The sequence below is a fragment of the Neobacillus sp. SAB-20_R2A genome (assembly GCF_049568635.1).
In the GTDB taxonomy this organism is placed as follows: domain Bacteria; phylum Bacillota; class Bacilli; order Bacillales; family Cytobacillaceae; genus Neobacillus; species Neobacillus citreus.
Genome location: NZ_CP145895.1, coordinates 2,988,604 through 3,007,332 on the forward strand (window position 1 = coordinate 2,988,604; position 18,729 = coordinate 3,007,332).

At 40.5% G+C, this 18,729-nt stretch carries 18 protein-coding genes; 2 read left to right on the top strand and 16 right to left on the bottom strand.

Translation table 11 applies throughout. The features are described from left to right. Window positions 1-84 precede the first annotated feature (84 nt). Window positions 85-822 (bottom strand): SDR family oxidoreductase, encoded by a 738-nt coding sequence (locus tag V5M37_RS14510; protein ID WP_423797926.1) that lies wholly within the window; start codon window positions 820-822, stop codon window positions 85-87. A gap of 97 nt (window positions 823-919) precedes the next feature. Further along, window positions 920-1,975: a zinc-dependent alcohol dehydrogenase gene (locus V5M37_RS14515; protein WP_423797927.1), complete on the bottom strand. Its 1,056-nt coding sequence runs from the start codon at window positions 1,973-1,975 to the stop codon at window positions 920-922. Window positions 1,976-2,418: 443 nt separating this feature from the next. Between V5M37_RS14515 and V5M37_RS14520 the strand changes: the two genes are divergently transcribed. Beyond that, on the top strand, window positions 2,419-3,180 hold the full coding sequence (locus V5M37_RS14520; protein WP_423797928.1) for an SDR family NAD(P)-dependent oxidoreductase: 762 nt from the start codon (window positions 2,419-2,421) through the stop codon (window positions 3,178-3,180). 241 nt (window positions 3,181-3,421) lie between these two features. Here V5M37_RS14520 and V5M37_RS14525 read toward each other — a convergent pair whose 3' ends face one another. The 10 genes from V5M37_RS14525 to menE all read right to left on the bottom strand — a co-directional run bounded on the left by V5M37_RS14525 (window position 3,422) and on the right by menE (window position 13,618). Further along, the gene (locus V5M37_RS14525) at window positions 3,422-4,159 is read right to left on the bottom strand and encodes an SDR family NAD(P)-dependent oxidoreductase (protein ID WP_423797929.1); all 738 of its coding nucleotides are present in this window, start codon (window positions 4,157-4,159) and stop codon (window positions 3,422-3,424) included. A gap of 181 nt (window positions 4,160-4,340) precedes the next feature. After that, window positions 4,341-5,153: an enoyl-CoA hydratase gene (locus tag V5M37_RS14530; RefSeq protein ID WP_423797930.1), complete on the bottom strand. Its 813-nt coding sequence runs from the start codon at window positions 5,151-5,153 to the stop codon at window positions 4,341-4,343. A gap of 19 nt (window positions 5,154-5,172) precedes the next feature. After that, complete coding sequence (locus V5M37_RS14535; RefSeq protein WP_423797931.1) at window positions 5,173-5,880, bottom strand: ABC transporter ATP-binding protein; 708 nt, start codon at window positions 5,878-5,880, stop codon at window positions 5,173-5,175. Continuing rightward, window positions 5,873-6,598, bottom strand: a complete 726-nt coding sequence (locus V5M37_RS14540; RefSeq protein ID WP_423802624.1) for an ABC transporter ATP-binding protein — start codon at window positions 6,596-6,598, stop codon at window positions 5,873-5,875. The genes V5M37_RS14535 and V5M37_RS14540 overlap by 8 nt, the downstream gene beginning before the upstream one ends. Next, window positions 6,585-7,595 (bottom strand): branched-chain amino acid ABC transporter permease, encoded by a 1,011-nt coding sequence (locus V5M37_RS14545; protein ID WP_423797932.1) that lies wholly within the window; start codon window positions 7,593-7,595, stop codon window positions 6,585-6,587. Before V5M37_RS14545 ends, V5M37_RS14540 begins: the two co-directional genes overlap by 14 nt. Then, a complete protein-coding gene (locus V5M37_RS14550; protein ID WP_423797933.1) occupies window positions 7,592-8,461 on the bottom strand; it encodes a branched-chain amino acid ABC transporter permease in 870 nt (289 codons plus the stop codon). The genes V5M37_RS14545 and V5M37_RS14550 overlap by 4 nt, the downstream gene beginning before the upstream one ends. A gap of 56 nt (window positions 8,462-8,517) precedes the next feature. Beyond that, on the bottom strand, window positions 8,518-9,696 hold the full coding sequence (locus V5M37_RS14555) for an ABC transporter substrate-binding protein (protein ID WP_423797934.1): 1,179 nt from the start codon (window positions 9,694-9,696) through the stop codon (window positions 8,518-8,520). A 94-nt stretch (window positions 9,697-9,790) separates the two neighbouring features. Next, on the bottom strand, window positions 9,791-10,936 hold the full coding sequence (locus tag V5M37_RS14560) for an acyl-CoA dehydrogenase family protein (protein ID WP_423797935.1): 1,146 nt from the start codon (window positions 10,934-10,936) through the stop codon (window positions 9,791-9,793). Window positions 10,937-10,955: 19 nt separating this feature from the next. After that, the gene (locus tag V5M37_RS14565; protein ID WP_423797936.1) at window positions 10,956-11,975 is read right to left on the bottom strand and encodes a zinc-binding dehydrogenase; all 1,020 of its coding nucleotides are present in this window, start codon (window positions 11,973-11,975) and stop codon (window positions 10,956-10,958) included. A gap of 92 nt (window positions 11,976-12,067) precedes the next feature. Then, the gene (gene menE / locus V5M37_RS14570; RefSeq protein ID WP_423797937.1) at window positions 12,068-13,618 is read right to left on the bottom strand and encodes an o-succinylbenzoate--CoA ligase; all 1,551 of its coding nucleotides are present in this window, start codon (window positions 13,616-13,618) and stop codon (window positions 12,068-12,070) included. 299 nt (window positions 13,619-13,917) lie between these two features. Between menE and V5M37_RS14575 the strand changes: the two genes are divergently transcribed. Further along, window positions 13,918-14,514: a TetR family transcriptional regulator gene (locus V5M37_RS14575; protein WP_423797938.1), complete on the top strand. Its 597-nt coding sequence runs from the start codon at window positions 13,918-13,920 to the stop codon at window positions 14,512-14,514. 58 nt (window positions 14,515-14,572) lie between these two features. Here the strand turns inward: V5M37_RS14575 and V5M37_RS14580 are convergent, their stop codons facing one another. From V5M37_RS14580 to V5M37_RS14595, 4 genes are all read right to left on the bottom strand, one after another. Further along, window positions 14,573-15,529: an amidohydrolase family protein gene (locus tag V5M37_RS14580; RefSeq protein ID WP_423797939.1), complete on the bottom strand. Its 957-nt coding sequence runs from the start codon at window positions 15,527-15,529 to the stop codon at window positions 14,573-14,575. 1 nt (window position 15,530) lies between these two features. Beyond that, on the bottom strand, window positions 15,531-16,580 hold the full coding sequence (locus tag V5M37_RS14585) for a branched-chain amino acid ABC transporter permease (protein ID WP_423797940.1): 1,050 nt from the start codon (window positions 16,578-16,580) through the stop codon (window positions 15,531-15,533). Then, a complete protein-coding gene (locus V5M37_RS14590) occupies window positions 16,552-17,418 on the bottom strand; it encodes a branched-chain amino acid ABC transporter permease (protein ID WP_423797941.1) in 867 nt (288 codons plus the stop codon). The genes V5M37_RS14585 and V5M37_RS14590 overlap by 29 nt, the downstream gene beginning before the upstream one ends. A gap of 99 nt (window positions 17,419-17,517) precedes the next feature. Next, complete coding sequence (locus tag V5M37_RS14595; protein WP_423797942.1) at window positions 17,518-18,720, bottom strand: ABC transporter substrate-binding protein; 1,203 nt, start codon at window positions 18,718-18,720, stop codon at window positions 17,518-17,520. Between the last annotated feature and the right edge of the window lie 9 nt (window positions 18,721-18,729).

Genomic DNA, 18,729 nt, shown 5'->3' on the forward strand with positions numbered 1-18,729 from the left:
ACCTCCATTAATTTTGGGTGAATATATAAAAGGCTGACTTAACTTAGCAGGATGGTATAGGTTACCATTTAGAAATTTATAGAATTATAGCAATCCCCGGCCCCCATCGATCGGGATGACTCTGCCTTGGATCATCTGAGCGCCCGGACTTGCCAAAAAGGCAATGACCTGAGTCACGTCCTCAAATTGAAGCCCGCGCCCACTGGGGTTTATCGTTCTTTCATATTCCAGATACTCTTCAACTTTTTCCGGTATTACCTGCCTTAGTGCCTCTGTATCCAATGTCCCCGGGGAAATCACATTAATCCGGATACCCTTCGGAGCTAGTTCGAGGACAAGATAACGAACGATTGCCTCGGTAAACGCCTTCGTTGAGCCCATAGCCGCATAATATGGTCCTACATGGTCGGAACCACGACTGGAAAGGGCGATAACCGAAGAGCCATAATGCAGCAATGGCATCGCTTCGCGAATGGTTTCGATCAAGGAAAGATTACTAACTGCAATTGCCCGTTGCCAATGTTCCCAGGAAAGGGATAACCCTTCGCCGGGGATAATGGCCACGGCACAATGAACAATCAAGTCCAGTCTATTAGTCTTGCTTTTAATCTGTCCCAACATCTCTTTTATCGCCAACGGGTCGCCGACATCGGCCTTGATTATGTGCGCTTCCGCTCCCCTTTCCGTAATTTCCGAGGCTGTTGCTACTGCTGCTGCATCATCATGGGCGTAATTCACAAATATTTGATTTCCTTCTGAGCTAAATTGTATAGCCGTAGCTCTTCCGATTCCTTTACTGCCCCCTAGGATTAATACATTCATCACAAAACCCCTTGTTGTAGATTTTGGTCAAATCAATACCAAACTGTCAGGCACTGGAATCTATAAAAAAGCCAGTCGCCGGTTAAGGAAAACCTAATTAAAACTCAATCATGACCTTTACTGAAGCATGTGGATTCATTTGGGTTTCAAAAGCTTCTTTGGCGTGATCAATCGGGAACACATGGGTAATTAAATGCTTGGTTTGCACTTGTTGATTTGTTAATAACTCGATTGATCGATGGAAATCGCCGCCTAAGCAGCCGAGAATTCTCGGTGCTTTGTGGACAATCTTGGTCGTGTCAAGGAGTGCCTTTTTTTCAGGAAGGCCAACAAACGCAATGACACCGCCGCTTCGGACAAGTTCAAAGCTATCTTCAACCGCCGAAGGTGCGCCAGATGCTTCAACCACGATATCCGTCATCGCCCCCACGTTAAAATGGTAGGGACCTGCACCATATAATTCTTTGACTCTATTTAATACATTTTCTTTGGCTGCGTTAATGACGACATCGGCTCCTGATGATTTTGCCATATCCAATCTAATTTCCGATACCTCACTAACAGCAACCTGAGCCACTTCATAGGATTTAAACACTTGCATACACGCGTTGCCAATTAGCCCTGCACCAAGAACGGCAACCTTATCCCCTTTCTTGGGTTGACAAAGATCTACCGTATAGGCCGCAACTGAAACTGGCTCTATTGTCGCGGCCGTAATAGGATCGAGGTGATCCGGGATTTTATGGAAACTTACTCCATTCATCGCATTTTGGATTACTAGATATTCGGCAAACGCTCCCTGGAGACCGTATCCTGTAGATGCCTTAAATAAATTGGGGCATAGTGTAAATTCGTTTCTTTTGCACCAAAAACAGGTGCCGCATACCCCTGAATGGAACCCTGTTCCTCTTTCGCCCACTTCGATATCTTTTACAAGGGCACCAACCTTGACTACTTCACCTGAAAATTCGTGCCCCATGATTTGGCCTTTTTCAATATACATTCCCGAACCATAACTATGAACATCCGACCCACAAATTCCGCAAGCATTTACCTTGAGCAAAATATCATTTGGCCCAACTTCTGGAATCTCAACATTTTCAACTCGAATGTCCCTTGGACCATAATAAACTGCTGCCTTCATTTTTCCCATTGGAAAACACTCCTTTACACATAATAAAAAACTACGAATCTTCGGATAAATTTTTATGTAATCCGACCACCCCCTTTGGGTAAGCGTTTTCAATCGATATGGATTGATTTGTACTTCGTTATACCCTTTGCAACTTTCATGCCAAACACAACATGTGGAATAGACGAGGTTTTTTAGTCGGAAAGTATTTTTTCTTTTTCCTTTTTTGAGAATTTTTTTGCAAATTTTCTTGTCTTTGCAAAAAAAATTCATGCAGTCCTTAATAAAGCCAGAGCAAATTTTTGTGTTGGATACTCGGCATTGTTGACAAAAATATCTTTTTTCCAAATGTTTCCTAGACTCTTTGAACAAATTTTCAATTAAATAGGTGACTAATTTTTTCTTTTTTGCTAGAATGAAAGCGGTAAAACTTTTTGAAAAGTCTGACAAATGGGGGGATTTTTATGAGTCGTTTATCGGGTAAAGTAGCAATAATAACTGGTGCTGCAAGCGGTCAGGGAGCAGCAGAGGCGCGTTTATTTGCAAGGGAAGGCGCAAAAGTAGTCGCAACAGATATTCAAATCGAATTATTGGAAAAAGTGGTAAAGGAAATTCAAGATAACGGCGGAGAAGCAGTTGCTGTTAATCACGATGTAACAAAAGAAGAACAATGGCAAGAAGTAGTGAATAAAGCCGTCAATACATATGGAAAACTTGACGTCCTTGTCAATAATGCAGGTATTGGCGGTGCTGCTGGTTTTGCTTTAATAGATGATGTTGATTTAGCCGGTTGGAATAAATTTATGACAGTTAATGCAACAAGTCAATTCTTGGGAATTAAATCAGTTATTCCAGAATTAAGAAAAAATGGCGGAGGATCAATTGTGAACATTTCTTCCATGGCTGGTCTTGTTGGTGGTGCAGCTGGTATTCATTATACTGCATCAAAAGGTGCCATTCGTCTATTAACCAAGGATGCTGCTGTTGAATTAGGTCCAGATAATATTCGTGTTAATTCTGTTCACCCTGGTTTTATCGATACTCCAATGGTATCGGTAGTGACAGATAATCCTGAATTAACAAAAGCAGCATTACAAAGTATTCCACTAGGCCGTGCGGCACAACCTGAAGAAGTAGCAAATTTGGTATTATTTTTAGCTTCAGACGATGCATGTTATATTACTGGTGCAGAAATAGCTATTGATGGCGGTGCAACCGCGAAATAACTTCTTTGGATAAATCGTTACCGCTATTTATCTGTACATGGTGCATGATACAATCTTCCCTTCGTTTTTATTAACTAGCCATTTTAAAGGCTTTTTAGTTAGCTGAATAATTCACAGATAGACGGTGTGACCAAATATCCCATATGAATGACTAAAAAAGGCTCTGGAAATTTTCCAGAGCCACTAATAATTTTCCATACAATATTGAGTTGATAACTTAACTTTATATTAATCTAAAATATTATCTAGCAGTATAACCACCATCAACGACCAAACTGGTACCGGTAATAAAACTTGCATCATCAGAGGCTAAAAAGACAACAGCCTTTGCGATCTCATGAGGCCTACCGAATCTGCCCATAGGATGAAGCGAAATTAATTGATCCCTCTTTTGTTCATCAAAATGAGAGATGAATGGGGTTTCGATATAACCAGGACAGACAGTATTTACTCGAATATTCTCCGTTGCGTACTCGATAGCCAATGTTTTCGTAAGATTTACAACTGCCCCTTTTGATGCAGAATAGGCGGCGGCATTGAGTTGCCCTACATGCCCCAAAATTGAAGCATTATTGACGATACTGCCTCCACCTGTTCTTTTCATTACTGGAATGGTATGCTTTGCTGTTAAAAAAACACTATCTAGATTGACTCCCAGCACCTTATGCCAATCCTCTAGAGCTAAATCCGTAACAGGGCTAGCAGTACCTAGACCTGCATTATTAAACAAAATATCGATTCTCCCAAATTTAGAAACTGCTAAATTGATTAATTGTTCTATTTGCGTTTCATCCGTTACATCACAATAAGAATAAATAACGTTAGTTTGATGCAGTTCCTGAGAAAGTTGATTGCCTTTCTCTTTATCCAGATCGGCAATTATAACCTTTGCTCCTTCTTTCACCATTTCTCTAACCGTATATTCTCCAATTCCGCTAGCGCCGCCTGTAACAATTGCCACTCTATTATTAAGCTTCATTTTTCTTTGCAACACTCCTCTATTTTCTCTTAATATAGACTTTGATCTATAATAATAATTCATAAAATGAATACTTTTTGTAAGCTATGAAATACGAAAAAAACTCCAAAGGTTAATTATATCTTTGGAGTTAATTAAGTTATTTCCAATTGGTTAAAAATCACCAATGCTTTTAACTAAGTCATGATTGAAAACTTTTATCTCGTTCATCGAAAAGTTTCCTCAAATCCCCGCGTTTATGATTTCCCATTCCATATCTGGCTTCTTCGGTAGAGTGGCTTAACAAATGGGAGGCAAAGTGCATCTTCATAGAGTTGGTATAGCCCATATTATCAAGGGTATTGTTAATTGACTCTTTCACAAGTGATACTGCCATCAGCGGCATGAGGGCCACTCTTTTGGCCATTTCATAAACCGCATCATCCAGCCCCTCTCGCGGAACTACTTTATTGACCATTCCAAGCCGCAATGCTTCCTGAGCGGTTAAACTATCACCTGTAAAAAGCAATTCTTTGGCTTTTTTCTCACCAACCACCCATGGCAGGATCATGACTTCCTGACTATTGGCACCCATTCTGACAACAGGATCATTAAACACGGCATCCTCTGAAACGATGACAATATCGGCCATTAACGCCAATACCAGCCCTGCGGCGATACAATAACTATGAACCTGAGAGATTAATGGTTTACGGATATTCCGCAAATACATGATTTCATCAAAGTAATACTTCCGCTCCCATTGAATCCGTTCCTCAGAAGTATTCGGATATTGCTCCTCGACTGACAAATCATGTCCAGCCGAAAAACAAGGACCTTCGCCATTAAAGATAATCACGCGAATGTCTTCATTATTCTCGGCACGGCGGAAGGCGTCCCCCATCTCCAGAATCATCTTTTTATTAATGGCATTTCGTTTTTGCGGACGGTTCATCGTCACCCATGCAATTCCTTCTTCAGGTGATTCTTTATATAAAATCGTTTCAAAGTCCATAACCGACCTCTCCTCTCCGTTAAAACCCAAGATAAATTTTTCTGACCCGATCATCATTTAATAAGTCAGATGACTGGCCTTCGAGGCCGATTCTGCCTGTTTCAAGAATATAAGCCCGGTCGGAAATCTTTAACGCGGCATTGGCATTTTGTTCCACTAATAGAATGGTGGAGCCTTCTTCGTTCATCCTTTTAATCATCTTGAAAATTTCGGCAACAATGATGGGGGCTATGCCTAACGATGGTTCATCAAACAAAAACAACTTAGGCTTTGCCATAATCGCCCGGCCTATTGCCAGCATTTGCTGTTCCCCGCCGCTCATCGTTCCCGCCATTTGCTGGCTTCGTTCCTTCAGCCGGGGAAAAAGGTCAAAGATGTGTTCTAAATCCTTTTTGATAGCAGCCTGTGAATCCTTGCGGCGGAAGGCACCCATTTGCAGGTTTTCATAGACAGACATGTCAGGGAAAACATGCCGTCCTTCCGGAACATGCCCAATTCCCATCTCCACAATTTTATGGGAGGTCATCTGATGGATCGGCTCTCCCATAAAAGTAATCGACCCTCCAGAAGCCCTTTTAATACCGGAAATGGTTCGTAATAACGTGGTCTTCCCCGCACCATTTGAGCCGATGAGGGTCACGATTTCGCCCTCATTGACCTCCAGCGAGACATCATGGATGACCTGTACTTTATCATAATGGACTTGAAGATTCTCGATTTTAAGCAAGTGCCTCACTCCCTAAATAGGCTTCAATCACACGAGGATTTTCTTGGATTTCCTGTGGTGTTCCTTCAGCAATTTTCTTGCCGTACTCCAATACGACAATTTTGTCGCACAAGCCCATGACGGCTTTCATATCGTGTTCAATCAAAATAATGGTCACACCTAATTTGCTCCGGATTTCTCTCAGTAAATGCACCAATTGCTTCGTTTCCTCTGGATTCATCCCGGCGGCAGGTTCATCGAGGAGAAACAGCTTTGGTTCTGTTGCCAAAGCAATGCCAATGGCGAGCCGGGTTTGATAGCCCAGACTCAAGTTTTCAGCAGTGGTATCTTTATATTCGCTGACACCGACGAACTCCATAATCTCGAATGCCTTTTGTTCAAGCTGGCGCTTCGTTCTTGATGGGTCTTTTCTTTTCATTACGTACTGTCCAGTTGTGATATTTTCATAGACAGACAATTTAGGAAAAACCTGCGTATGCTGAAAGGTTCTTGTTAAACCCAATTCTGTAATTTGAAAAGGATTTAAGCCTGTAATCTTCTTTCCTTCTAAATAGACTTCTCCTTGTGAAGGCGGGAAAAAGCAGGTGATACAGTTAAAAAGCGTACTCTTTCCGGCCCCGTTTGGACCGATAATCCCCAAAATATCCCCTTGCTCAACCGTAAACGAAACATTGTCAAGTGCCACTAAACCTTTAAAGAATCGGCTAATTCCTTTCACTTCCAGCAATGGCTGCCTCCTCCTTTCCTGTCGACAGAAGATTTTTTTCGCTATGGTGTTTCTTTTTCCGGAATAAACTCTTAAGGAGACCAAGAATACCGTCACGCATAAACATAATCGTTAAAACAAGCAATCCTCCGTAAATCACCATCCGCCATTCCGATACACTGCGTAACAGCTCAGGCAGAAAGATAAGGAAGGTTGTGCCTAAAATCGGTCCGATGATGGTTCCCATCCCCCCGATAATGACCATCAGAAGTATACTGACAGACTCTGAAACGGTAAAGGAATACGGGGATATATAGGAGTTATAGGATGCATAAAGACTGCCTGCAAATCCAGCGAGCGCGGCACTTAACGTAAAAGCAAAAATCTTTACTTTCCAAGTATTAATCCCGACAAACAACGCAAAGTTTTCATTCTCGCGGATGGCGATCATGGCTTTACCCGTTCTCGAGCCAATTAACAGCTTCACAAACAAAACTACCAAAACCGCACTGATTAATATTAAGTAATAAAAGTGTTCACGCAGGGCAAAATCCAGCCCGAGAATATTAGTTGGAAACGGAATGTTATAAATACCATTTGGTCCGCCGGTTAAATCCCGCCAATTATAGATGGTTAAGCGGATAATCTCGCCAAAACCCAAGGTAACGATGGCAAAAAAGTGGGTTTTAAAGCGCAGTACCGGAAGCCCAATTATAAACCCCAATACCCCCGCAACGATTGCTGCAATGGGGAAGGAAGCCCAAAACGAAAAGCCTGCTAAAGTTGTCAAGATGGCACTTGTGTAAGCGCCAACTGCAAACAAACCAACATGGGCAAACGAGAGCTGACCGGTATACCCGACCATCAGGTTAAGGCTGGCAGTTAGGATGACCCATATACCAATTTGATTGAGAATGTGGATTAAATACGAGTCTAATAGGAACGGCAAGACAGAGAGAACAACCAAGACCGCGATAATCGTTCCCATTTTCATTCGGTTATTGATCATCTTTTCGCCCCCCCAAACAAGCCATTAGGTTTTAGTAAAAGAACCAAAATTAACAGAATATATCCCACTAAATCTTGGTAGGAAGCAGCCCAGAATAGAGAGGTAAACGTTTCGGCGTACCCCATAACGAAGGCACCGACAATCGCCCCAACGACACTCCCCATTCCGCCAAGAATGACAATAATAAAAGCTTTCAAGCCAGGCCCTAACCCCATTGTCGGGTCAACGACATATAGTGAACCAATTAATCCGCCCGCCATCGCCGCCATCCCGGCACTAATCGCAAACACCAGGCCGTATGTAAGGTTTATGTTGACCCCCATCAGGGCCGATGCATCTTGATCCTGTGATGTTGCCCTTAGCGACCTTCCAAACTTCGTAAATTTAATGACCCAAAATAGAACCGCCACTAATAATGCCGTCAGTAACAACACCATTAAACGATGGGTGGAAATAGAAGCACCGATGATTGTAAAACTCTTATCAGAAAAAGGCGTCGGAATGCTTCTCATTCCTGTCCCTGCAATCTTCAAAACTAGATTGCTGATAAAGATAGATAACCCAATGGAAGCTAATAAAGTATTTAACATAGCCGTATTTCTGAGCGGCCGGAAAATATAGCGCTCAATCAAAAATCCAAGACCGCCGACAATCAACATGGCCGCAAGAATCGCTACAAAGAAGTTAATATGATAGACACCAACCATAATGAACGTAGTAAAAGCACCCAGCATATACAATTCGCCATGTGCAAGGTTAATAACATGCATAATGCCAAATACAAGGGTAAAGCCAATCGCCATTAATCCATAAATGCTGCCACTCACTAGTCCATCCAGTATAGATTGAATTATTTGATCTCCCATGATTACCCCCCTTTTAGAAATAGAGGCAGAGACCAAGATCTCTGCCCCCTATATAATTATTTCGGTAGCGGTTCGTTGACTGTTTGGTAAATCACTTTACCATCTTTGATGATTGCTCGGTTCCCTACTAGGCTGTTTTCACCTTTTTCATTGAAGCTGTAAGTTCCAATGAGTCCCTTATACTTTGCATCACGGATTGCTTTGTTGATTTTTTCCTTATCTGATACAGTGCCCGCTCTCTGCATCGCATCAACAATAAAGTGGATGCCATCATAACCGGAATAGTTGAAGGAATTAGCTTTGTAACTATTGGATTTAGCAAATAGCTCTTGGAATTTTGTGATTTCAGGTGTTATGGCGCCGGCACGGCTTAAGGTAACCAAGCCGTTTACGGCATCTGGAGCCAATTTAATCAATTCTTCTGGAATACTTCCGCCTGACTCCATGATTTTCACATCAGGCATTACTTCATGCAGTTGCTTTAATAACGGAACAGCTAATTCCGTTTCGGCTGCTAGTACGACACCGTCAGGATTTTTTGCCTTGACTTTATTTAACATAGTCATAAATTCTTTTTGTTCCGGCGCAAACTTTTCCGTTGCGACAATTTTAAGACCTTTTTCTTCCATTGCAGGTGGGTATAGCTTTCCATATGATTGACCCCAGGCATCATCAACATAGATAAAAGCAATATTTTTCATTCCCATGTCTTTCATCGTTTTTGTACCGGCTTCCACATAGTTTTTGTTTGCCGGTGCTGCTTGTGAGAAGAAGCTGGCTCCTTGGGCTGTTAAGATGTCACTAGCGGCAACAAAAGTGATAAGAGGTGTCTTAGCACGTTGGGCAATTGGAATCATGGCGGCTGTCTCGGAACTAATCGAGGTTCCAAGAATGACAGGCACTTTGTCCTGATTAATCAGCTTTTCTGTTGCGGCTGTTGCTGATTCAGCTCTTCCCTCGGAGTCATATTGAACGATTTTCACTTTATAGGTTTTGTCGCCAACCTTAAAACCGCCGTTGTCATTGATTTCTTTCTCAGCTGCTTTATGTCCGTCCAAAACCCACGTTCCGGTTTGCGCAATTGGTCCGGAGGTGGCCAGCACAACGCCAATTTCTACAGTTCCTCCAGAACCGCCCGATTTGCCGGAAGTCTCTTCTGATCCTTTACTGCACCCTGCCAAAGCAGCAAAAACGGAAAGTACGAAAATTACTAGGCCCAACTTTACTTTTTTCATAAACAACACGCCCTCCTAAGGGTTAAAATTGGATTGGTATAGACCTATACTCTTTTATAAAAATAGAATTTTCAGTTATTTTTTCGTGTGCTGCTTACAATTCAAGCCTTTTCGCAATGATGCTTTTCATAATCTCGTTGGTTCCTGCATATATGGAGGTCGCCTGAATATCCCTAAACCTTCTGGCAATCTCATATTCTTCCATGTATCCATAGCCGCCGTGGAGCTGCATGCATTGGGTAGCAATCCTTTTGGCTAGATCTGTTACCCACCACTTCGCCATTGACACCTGTGTCACAACATCGTTTTTCTCGATGTGATTGGCCACAAGATCATCGACAAAGACGCGGGCAATCTGGATTTCCGTCGCCATTTCCGCCATTTTGAATTGGGTATTTTGGAATTGGCTGATCGATTTTCCAAACGCAGTCCTTTGTTTCACATAATCCTTCGTTATATCGAACATTCGTTCCACAACAGCAACAGCACCTACTGCTACGAGGAGCCTTTCTTGCTGCAGTTTTTCCATTAAGTAATAGAAACCCTTTCCTTCTTCTCCGAGGAGATTTGCCGCAGGTACTTTTGCATCTTCAAATACAAGCTCAGCCGTATCCGAACAATGCTGCCCAACTTTACTCAGCTGCTTGGATTTAATGAACCCAGGTGTTCCTGCCTCAACCACCAACAGGCTGACACCTTTGTGCGCAGGTTCCGCTTTCGGATCTGTCTTGCAGACAAGAACGACTAGATCGGCATGGATGCCGCTGGTAATAAACGTTTTGGCACCGTTTACAATATAGTAATCTCCTTCTCTTCTAGCCGTAGTTTTGATACCTGCAAGATCAGAGCCTGAACCCGGTTCGGTCATCGCAATAGCGGTTATGAATTCCCCTGATAAACAGCCCGGAAGCCACTTTTCCTTTTGTACTTCGTTACCAAAACTATTAATATAAGGAACGACAATATCATTATGGTTATTGATGCCAACCAAGCCGCTGCCAACCTTTTCTAGTTCTTCGTTAATGACAACGGAATATCCAAAGTCAGCATTCACACCGCCATATTTTTCATCAACCCATGGTGCGAGGAAGCCATTTTCCCCCATCTTCTTCCAGAAGGACCGTGGAACCAACTTCTCATGTTCCCATTGTTCATAGAAAGGAATGGCTTGCTTTTCTAAAAACTTCCTTAGGGAACGTCTAAATATTTCGTGCTCTTCCTTGAGGAATGCCCTTGCCATCTGTTTTTACCTCCATCGTTTACGATTCTTGCTTTTGTATGGTAACCACAACTTTGCCGAAGTTTAACCCTTTTTCCATTCGGGTTTGCGCTTCCTGAATATCCGCAAAGGAATAAACAGAGTCAATGACCGGCTTTATTTTGTGTTCATCATAGAAGGAAAGCATCTTCTGAAATTCAGTTGGTGAACCCATTGTGGTCCCCAAAACATCGATTTGTTTTAAGAATAATTTTGGCATTACAAGCTGTGGAACAGGTCCGGCAGTGGCCCCAAAGGTAACAATCCGGCTACCGTGCTTGGCAATATTCAAGAGCTTTGCAAAATTTTCACCGCCCACGCTGTCAATGATCAGATCAGCGCCCTCCGGCAGCCATTTTCTTAATTGCTTATCCCAATTTGGGTCTCTGTAATTGACTCCCCCTGTTGCTCCTAAAGAAATTGCTTTTTGAATTTTGTCTTCACTGCTGGAGGTAACAAACACCTTGGCACCCAAGGCAGATGCCATCTGCAGCAGGAATGTCGCGACACCACCTCCAATACCCGGAATTAAAACAACTTCACCCTTTTGTACCTTGCCTTTAGTAAACAATGCACGATACGCAGTAAGCCCTCCTAATGGCAAGGCTGCAGCTTCTTCCCACGAGAGATATTCAGGTTTAGGAAAAACATTTTCCCTTGGAACCTTGATATACTCAGCAAAAGTGCCATCTGTAGGGACTCCGACAATCGAAAAGTCTTTTGTATAGATTCTTTCATCATCACCCCAATTTAATGCCGGATTGATGACCACCTTATTTCCGATAGCGAGGTCTTTCACCCCTTTGCCGACAGCAGCAATCTCACCTGCCCCATCCGCCCCTGGAATAGATGGAAGACGGATTCCCGGATATTCGCCTTTTCGAATAAATATGTCACGGCGATTAAAAGCCGCTGCCCTAACACGTACTAAAATCTCATTCTCACCGGGACTGGGGATGTCAACATCTTCGATTCGATATTGCTCCGGTCCGCCAAGGTCTCTTAAAATAACGGCTTTCATATGTTCCTCCTTTACTCTTTTAAACTCTCATGCAAATTACTGCCCTTCAGTGGGGTATAGACTTGATCCATGTCCCCATCCACTCCACTCTATTACACTTTTAAGTTATAATCTCTCAGCTTTGTTTTGAGAATTTTCCCCGAGCCATTTCTCGGCAGTTCCGCTAAAAATTCAACATAATGCGGCCTTTTATAGCGGGCAATTTTATCCGTGCAATAGTCAATCACCTGCTGCGCTGTAATGCTTTTCCCATTCCGCAGGACTATGTATGCCTTTACGGTTTCACCCCATTTTTCATCCGGGATTCCCACCACAGCCGCCTCAAGAATATCCGGATGAGTATATAACACCTCTTCAATTTCCTTTGGATAGATATTTTCGCCGCCACTGATGATCATATCTTTCTTCCTATCAACAACGGTGATATATCCTTCATCATCCAGCTTTACCAAATCCCCGCTATGGAGCCATCCGCCTTTTACTGCTTCCTCGGTAGCCTCAGGGTTCTTATAATACTCTTTCATCGTGGTTGGTCCGCGGTATACAATCTCACCTACCTCACCATGAGCGCAGTCATTCATGTTTTCATCTACTACTCTTACTTCTACATTGGAATATGGAAGGCCGACAGAGCCGGTTTTCTGAATCGAATCGCTTGCTTTTAAAGTGGATGTGCTCGCTGCCATTTCTGTATGCCCAAATGTATCAAAGACACCTGCATTTGGAAAATGCTTCAATAATTTTTTCTTTAACTCAAGTGGTGTTGTGGCGGCACCACAGCATATTTTTTGAATGCTTGTAACATTGTAATTTTTGAATGAAGGAAGTTCTAGGAGTATGTTCCACATCGATGGCACCATAAAAGAATATGTTACTTTTTCTTTTTCAAAGATTTGCAAAAGATGTTCGGGGTCAAATTTACGTAGAAAAATGGTCGTTCCACCAACTAGCAATAGCATTGTCAAGGCAGATATGCCGCCTATATGAAACAAGGGGGTTGAAATGACTTGTACTTCGTCCTTTGTTAAACTGCACTCAAGGCACATATTGACGGAATTCATAAAGACATTTTTGTGAGTGAGGACAGCACCTTTTGGTTTTCCTGTTGTTCCTGAGGTATATACGATAAGAAAATCATCATCGTCCTTCAATTCTTCCAAACTAGGAATAAAAGCGGTTCCAAAAATGTCATCATATGAAAAATAGGAATGGTGTTTAGCTTCTTGCTGGTCAACAACGATCACTTCTTCCAGCAATGGGAGATTGACTCTCATTTTTCCAATGATGTCAACAAAATCCTGGTGGGCAATCAGCATTTTCGCATCGGAGTTTTGGAGAATATATTCAAATTCAAGCTGCTGAAGCCGAAAATTGACAGGAACAGCAACTGCACCAATTTTGCCTAAAGCTATTAAGCATTCAGTGATTTCGATGGAGTTGTACAACAAGAGCGCTACTTTTTCTCCCTTGTTAATTCCCTTCGACTGAAACCAGCCTGCTAATTGATTGACGCGTTTTTGCAGAGTGACATACGTAATCCTTTTGTTATCATCTACGATAGCGGTTTTATTTGGAAACCTGCGAGCTGACCTGTTGAGCATTTCATCTACCAATAACTGTTTTGCTCTGACATACTCCAGCATGTTTTCACTCCAATCTCAACTGAATTACTATTTACTTTTTGACCTACTGTTTACTTTTTTATTTTATTTCAAAGATTCTGAAAAATCAATATATAAATTTAATATTTTTCATAGGATAATTTTAAACCTATAAAAAACTATTCATAACATAAGACAATTTAACACTTTTTCCCACATTTTTAAATTTCAGGTTGATTTTTCAGAAAATTTAACATATATTTAAAAAAACATCAAAATAACTGCTAGTTTACTATAAAACTCCAATAGGAAAAGTAACAAGAATTAAAAGGAGGTTTTACATGGCTTCTCTTAGAGCACAAAAAATTGCCAAGAGGAAACAGGAAATCTTGCGATCTGCCGCTTCTGTTCTTGCTGAGAAAGGTTACCATGGGGCAACAATGGAAGAAATTGCGGCAAAACTTCTCCTGACAAAGGGTTCAATGTATTATTACTTTAAAAATAAAGACGATCTTCTTTATCATTGCCATCAAATGATTATGGAAATGAGTTTAGAGAGAATAGAAGAAGTTGCATCAAGTGAATCAGACCCTATTGAGAAATTACAAAACGCAATTAGGGCACATATCCTACTAGCAACCAGTGAGAAATCGATGTTTATGATTATGGATAAACCGCATCAAAGTTTCTCTAATGAGAAGCTTGAGGACGTTTTAGAGCTTAGACGAAATTATTCTCAATATTTTGATAGAATAATAAATGAAGGCATTGATAAGAATGTATTCGATCCTAATATGGACGTTAAAATGGTACGAATGGTTATTTTGGGGGCATTAAACTGGATACAGCATTGGTATGTTCAAGACGGCTCAAAATCCGGGGAAGAAATTGCAAACGCTTTCACAAATTACTTACTGAGGATGGTTGTTAAAAAATGACCTTTGCAACAAAAAATAGCCCCCTTTATATTGGCGGGCTATTTTTTATTTCATAATTTTAACTAAGAAATTCTTTAAATAAATTCAATGAATTTTGATATAGCCATTTTTCTTTAATTGTTTCCTTCAATGGTAAATTACGAACCTCTTCGACAAGATCATTTATCCCAACACCTAACAGGGATGAGGCAGATCCAAATAAGATTTTGTTTTGAATGGTTCTTGCCCCAAAGTATAAGAGCATCTCCCACCCGCTCCCTGCTTGAGTAAAAAATTTAGGACGTTGAGTTGATATATCAATATAAAAATTAGGATGCCTCCAAGCTAACATGACTGCTTCATTAACCCATGGCCATCCACCATGTATACCTACGATTTTAAGATTCGGGAACTCACACGCAACCTTATCTAAGTGGATTGGCCTACCATAATCCATGGTCGCAGAATACCACCAATTTATCCCGAAATGTACATATATTGGAACACCGTTTTCTTCACATTTTTTATAAATCGGGTAATACTTGGAATCATTTGCGTATAGTTTACTTTTAAAAGGTGAAATTAGAACACCATGTAAACCAAGTTCTCTAACACATCTTTCAACCTCTTTCCCCGCTGCCTCCCCTTTCCAAGGATCAACACCACCTAATCCGAGAAAACGGTTTGGGTATTTGTGAACAAACTCTGCAAGTGCATCATTAGGAAAAGGTGACACACCTAGAGTTGTTTCATAGTCTTCATTAAACATAACGGCATTTTTTACATTGCTATCATCTAAATTTTTTATGAAATCTACTTCACTAGGCGCTGAGTCTCCAGCTCGTACCGCCAATTCTTCAACAAACTGATCATAGCTGTGTTTTTCCTTAAGGATATTAAATTCATCTTCAGTAATACCGGGAATCGCCCCATGGCCAAACATATCAATATACCCATGCAACTTGCCTAATGTTCGAATTTCATTTTCAATAGATTCTCTTGATGGGATGTGCCCGCATAATGCATCTATTATCATATCATATACCCTCCTTAAATTTTTTTAACTTTTTAGTAGATTTCGTTTGTAAATCACCTTTTTGCCTAAGTTTGGTCGATTTTAAATAACTGTTTATACGTCCAACAATTCCTTCTGGCATGAATAAGTTTACTAATAAGAGAAGAATACCGTATATTAAACCTTTGAATTCAGGTGCCATCCTTAATAGTTCTGGCAAACCTGTTAATAATATGGCCCCCACTACTGGTCCATACATAAACCCTGCTCCACCAACAGTTACAATAACAAAAGCTTGAAGCGAAGAAGCAAATAAGTTAAAACTTTCTGGGGAGATAAACCCGATGTAGTGCGCATATAAACTTCCGGCTACCCCAGCGAAAAAGGAAGATAACACAAAGCCTATAAGTTTATAGGAAACCACATTAATTCCCATCGACCGTGCCAACATCTCATCTTCCCTTATAGACACCAATATTTTTCCAAAGGGGGATTTTATAAAAATATTTAATAAAATAAAAGTGGCAATTACTAATATAAAAACAAGGTAATAGAAGGGTAGAGTGTTATAAAAGTCAATTTCCAAAAATCCTAGGTTAATTGGACCAGGCCTTGAAATGCCTGGAAAACCCATCGGACCGCCTGTTAAACCAAGCCAATTCAAGAAAATGTCATGAAATATTATTCCTAGTCCTAAAGTTGTAACTGTAAAATATAATCCAGCAGTCCTTAATGTTAAGTAACCAAAAATTAACCCTATAGCCGCCGCAATCAAACCGGATAGAAATAGGCTTAATATAAAAGGAAATTGTATTTTTACAGTAAGAATCGCAGAAGCATATGCTCCAACTCCATATAAGGCACCTTGTGCAATATTAACTTGACCACCATAGCCCATAATTATATTTAGGCCAAGGGTTAGAATTACCCATATTCCGGTAATGACTCCTAAATTAATAATGTAATCATTACTCATAGGCGGTAAGATTATGAGGAGCAAAAGAAAAATAACGATCATAATGGGACGGAGTCGTTTAGATTTATTAATCACGTAAAACACCTCTTTTGCCAAATAATCCACCTGGGCGAATGATCAAAATAATGATTAATAGGATAAACGCGAAGGTATTTTTGTATGCGGAATCAATATAAGCTGCTCCAAGATTTTCCGATATTCCTAGTAAGAGTCCTGCACCAATTGTACCCGGTATATTCCCCAATCCGGCTAGTATGATAACTGTGAAGGCTTTCAAAGATGCCATGGAACCCATAAACACATCGATAGGAAAAAGCAGTGCCACTAATGTGCCAGACATGGCAGCCAATGCTGACCCAATACCAAAAGTTATGGATGTGATCTTATCAATATCAATCCCCATTAACGCAGCTGCATTCTTATTTTGGGCAAGCGCCCTCATACTTCTTCCTGTTGTTGTTTTATTGATGAACAGGTGTAAAAGGAAAATGGTTACCAATGTAATCACAATTATGAATATCTTTATATAGGTGATGGTAACACTACCTATCTCCAATTTACCTGAAAAAGAAACAGGAATTGACCTCGATTGTTCTCCCCATAATAATGAAGCAACACTTTCTGATATATAAATTACCGCAATAGAAGATATTAAGAGTGACAATTCAGGTGCATTTCTGAGTGGCCGAAAAACCAGTTTTTCCTTAAAAATTCCTATTAAGGAAACGCCTAGTGCGGAAACCAAGAATGCAATAAAAATGGGAAAATGAAAGAGCGTAATTAGGAAATAACTAATAAAAGCCCCAACCATATACAATTCCCCATGTGCAAAGTTCGGTATTCTTACTGTGCCAAAGACAAGCATTAAACCAATCCCAATTAAAACATAAATACCCCCGTCTACAATTCCATTAACCAATTGTTGCCAGAACATATTACGGTATCACCTACCCTTCTGTTAATTAAGTTGTTTTAACCCTAATAACCCATTGACAAGAGATTATTAGGGTTTTCAAACATTTTTATGAATTTCTTATTCAAGGAATTTAACTGGAGTAAATTTTCCATCTTTAAATTCTCGTAATACCATTTTAAAACTGGCCTGCCGGTCTTTAAATATTTTTCCGTTTTGTTCCAAAATAGGCTCAACTAATTCCGGGACATCCTTAACTGATAAATTATCCATTTCCTTTTTTATTTTTTCTATGTTCTCTACAGTTCCGGCTTTTTCAATCGCTGTTGCCAGAATATAGACACCGCCATAAGCACTTAAAGTTGTAAAACCTGGGTCTGCATTAAAGTTTTTACGGTAGTTTTCAATAAATTCCTTTGCTTTCGTTTCTCCCAAAGCAGATAAGTCAACAGCTGTAGGCGGGGTAATATCAATATTGCCTTCCATCGCTGCAGTTGCATTGTGGGCCTCAACCTCGGTTGTAATACCAGAGCCGGTTACAATTAACGAGTTAAGTCCTAAATCTTTAGCTTGCATGGTAGCCAATACGACATCGTTTTGATATCCTCGAATATTAATAGCATCAGGGTTGAATTTTTTTATAGAAGTGAGTTGTGTTGCAAAATTCGTATCTCCAAATGTATAAAACTCGTTGCTTACAACTTTTATGCCTGCTACTTCTAATTCTTTAATTAAAGAATCGGTTAAATTAACATAGCCCGCATGCTGTTTATCAGTTAGCAACGCTACTGTTTTAACATCCTTATCAATCAGATATTTGCTAGTTGCATCTACATATTGTGGTATTATAACGCGAGGACGATAGTTATTTGGATTTTTTGTAGAGCCAGCTAAAGCCGATCCTACAATGACATTGATAACATTTTTACCTCGGAGCATCGGTTCAGTTGCTCCATCAACTGCACTAGAAACCGTTCCAACAATGAACTTTACTTTATCGGAATTAAGTAATCGCTGCATTGCTGTTGCACCGGCTTGAGGGTTACCTTCATCATCATAAGTGATCAGTTTAATTTTATACTTATCGTTGCCGACTTTTATTCCTCCAGCATCATTGATTTCTTTGACCGCCATTTTTACACCATTAGATTGCGGAACACCCACACTAGCAGCAGACCCAGTTAATGTTGCCATTTGACCGATAACAATTGTTTTTTTAGCTTTGGAACCGGTTCCACTAGAAGAATCATTTCCACAAGCTGCTAAAAAAGTAGTTAAGGTCAAAATCAGAACAAAAATGATTATTAAACTTCTTTTCTTCATTATTAATGA

What these genes read in the sequence shown, in the direction of transcription:
- V5M37_RS14510 (WP_423797926.1), bottom strand. Translation starts at nt 822, where the DNA reads ATGAATGTATTAATCCTAGGGGGCAGTAAAGGAATCGGAAGAGCTACG.
- V5M37_RS14515 (WP_423797927.1), bottom strand. Translation starts at nt 1,975, where the DNA reads ATGGGAAAAATGAAGGCAGCAGTTTATTATGGTCCAAGGGACATTCGA.
- V5M37_RS14520 (WP_423797928.1), top strand. Translation starts at nt 2,419, where the DNA reads ATGAGTCGTTTATCGGGTAAAGTAGCAATAATAACTGGTGCTGCAAGC.
- V5M37_RS14525 (WP_423797929.1), bottom strand. Translation starts at nt 4,159, where the DNA reads ATGAAGCTTAATAATAGAGTGGCAATTGTTACAGGCGGCGCTAGCGGA.
- V5M37_RS14530 (WP_423797930.1), bottom strand. Translation starts at nt 5,153, where the DNA reads ATGGACTTTGAAACGATTTTATATAAAGAATCACCTGAAGAAGGAATT.
- V5M37_RS14545 (WP_423797932.1), bottom strand. Translation starts at nt 7,595, where the DNA reads ATGATCAATAACCGAATGAAAATGGGAACGATTATCGCGGTCTTGGTT.
- V5M37_RS14550 (WP_423797933.1), bottom strand. Translation starts at nt 8,461, where the DNA reads ATGGGAGATCAAATAATTCAATCTATACTGGATGGACTAGTGAGTGGC.
- V5M37_RS14555 (WP_423797934.1), bottom strand. Translation starts at nt 9,696, where the DNA reads ATGAAAAAAGTAAAGTTGGGCCTAGTAATTTTCGTACTTTCCGTTTTT.
- V5M37_RS14560 (WP_423797935.1), bottom strand. Translation starts at nt 10,936, where the DNA reads ATGGCAAGGGCATTCCTCAAGGAAGAGCACGAAATATTTAGACGTTCC.
- V5M37_RS14565 (WP_423797936.1), bottom strand. Translation starts at nt 11,975, where the DNA reads ATGAAAGCCGTTATTTTAAGAGACCTTGGCGGACCGGAGCAATATCGA.
- menE (WP_423797937.1), bottom strand. Translation starts at nt 13,618, where the DNA reads ATGCTGGAGTATGTCAGAGCAAAACAGTTATTGGTAGATGAAATGCTC.
- V5M37_RS14575 (WP_423797938.1), top strand. Translation starts at nt 13,918, where the DNA reads ATGGCTTCTCTTAGAGCACAAAAAATTGCCAAGAGGAAACAGGAAATC.
- V5M37_RS14580 (WP_423797939.1), bottom strand. Translation starts at nt 15,529, where the DNA reads ATGATAATAGATGCATTATGCGGGCACATCCCATCAAGAGAATCTATT.
- V5M37_RS14590 (WP_423797941.1), bottom strand. Translation starts at nt 17,418, where the DNA reads ATGTTCTGGCAACAATTGGTTAATGGAATTGTAGACGGGGGTATTTAT.
- V5M37_RS14595 (WP_423797942.1), bottom strand. Translation starts at nt 18,720, where the DNA reads ATGAAGAAAAGAAGTTTAATAATCATTTTTGTTCTGATTTTGACCTTA.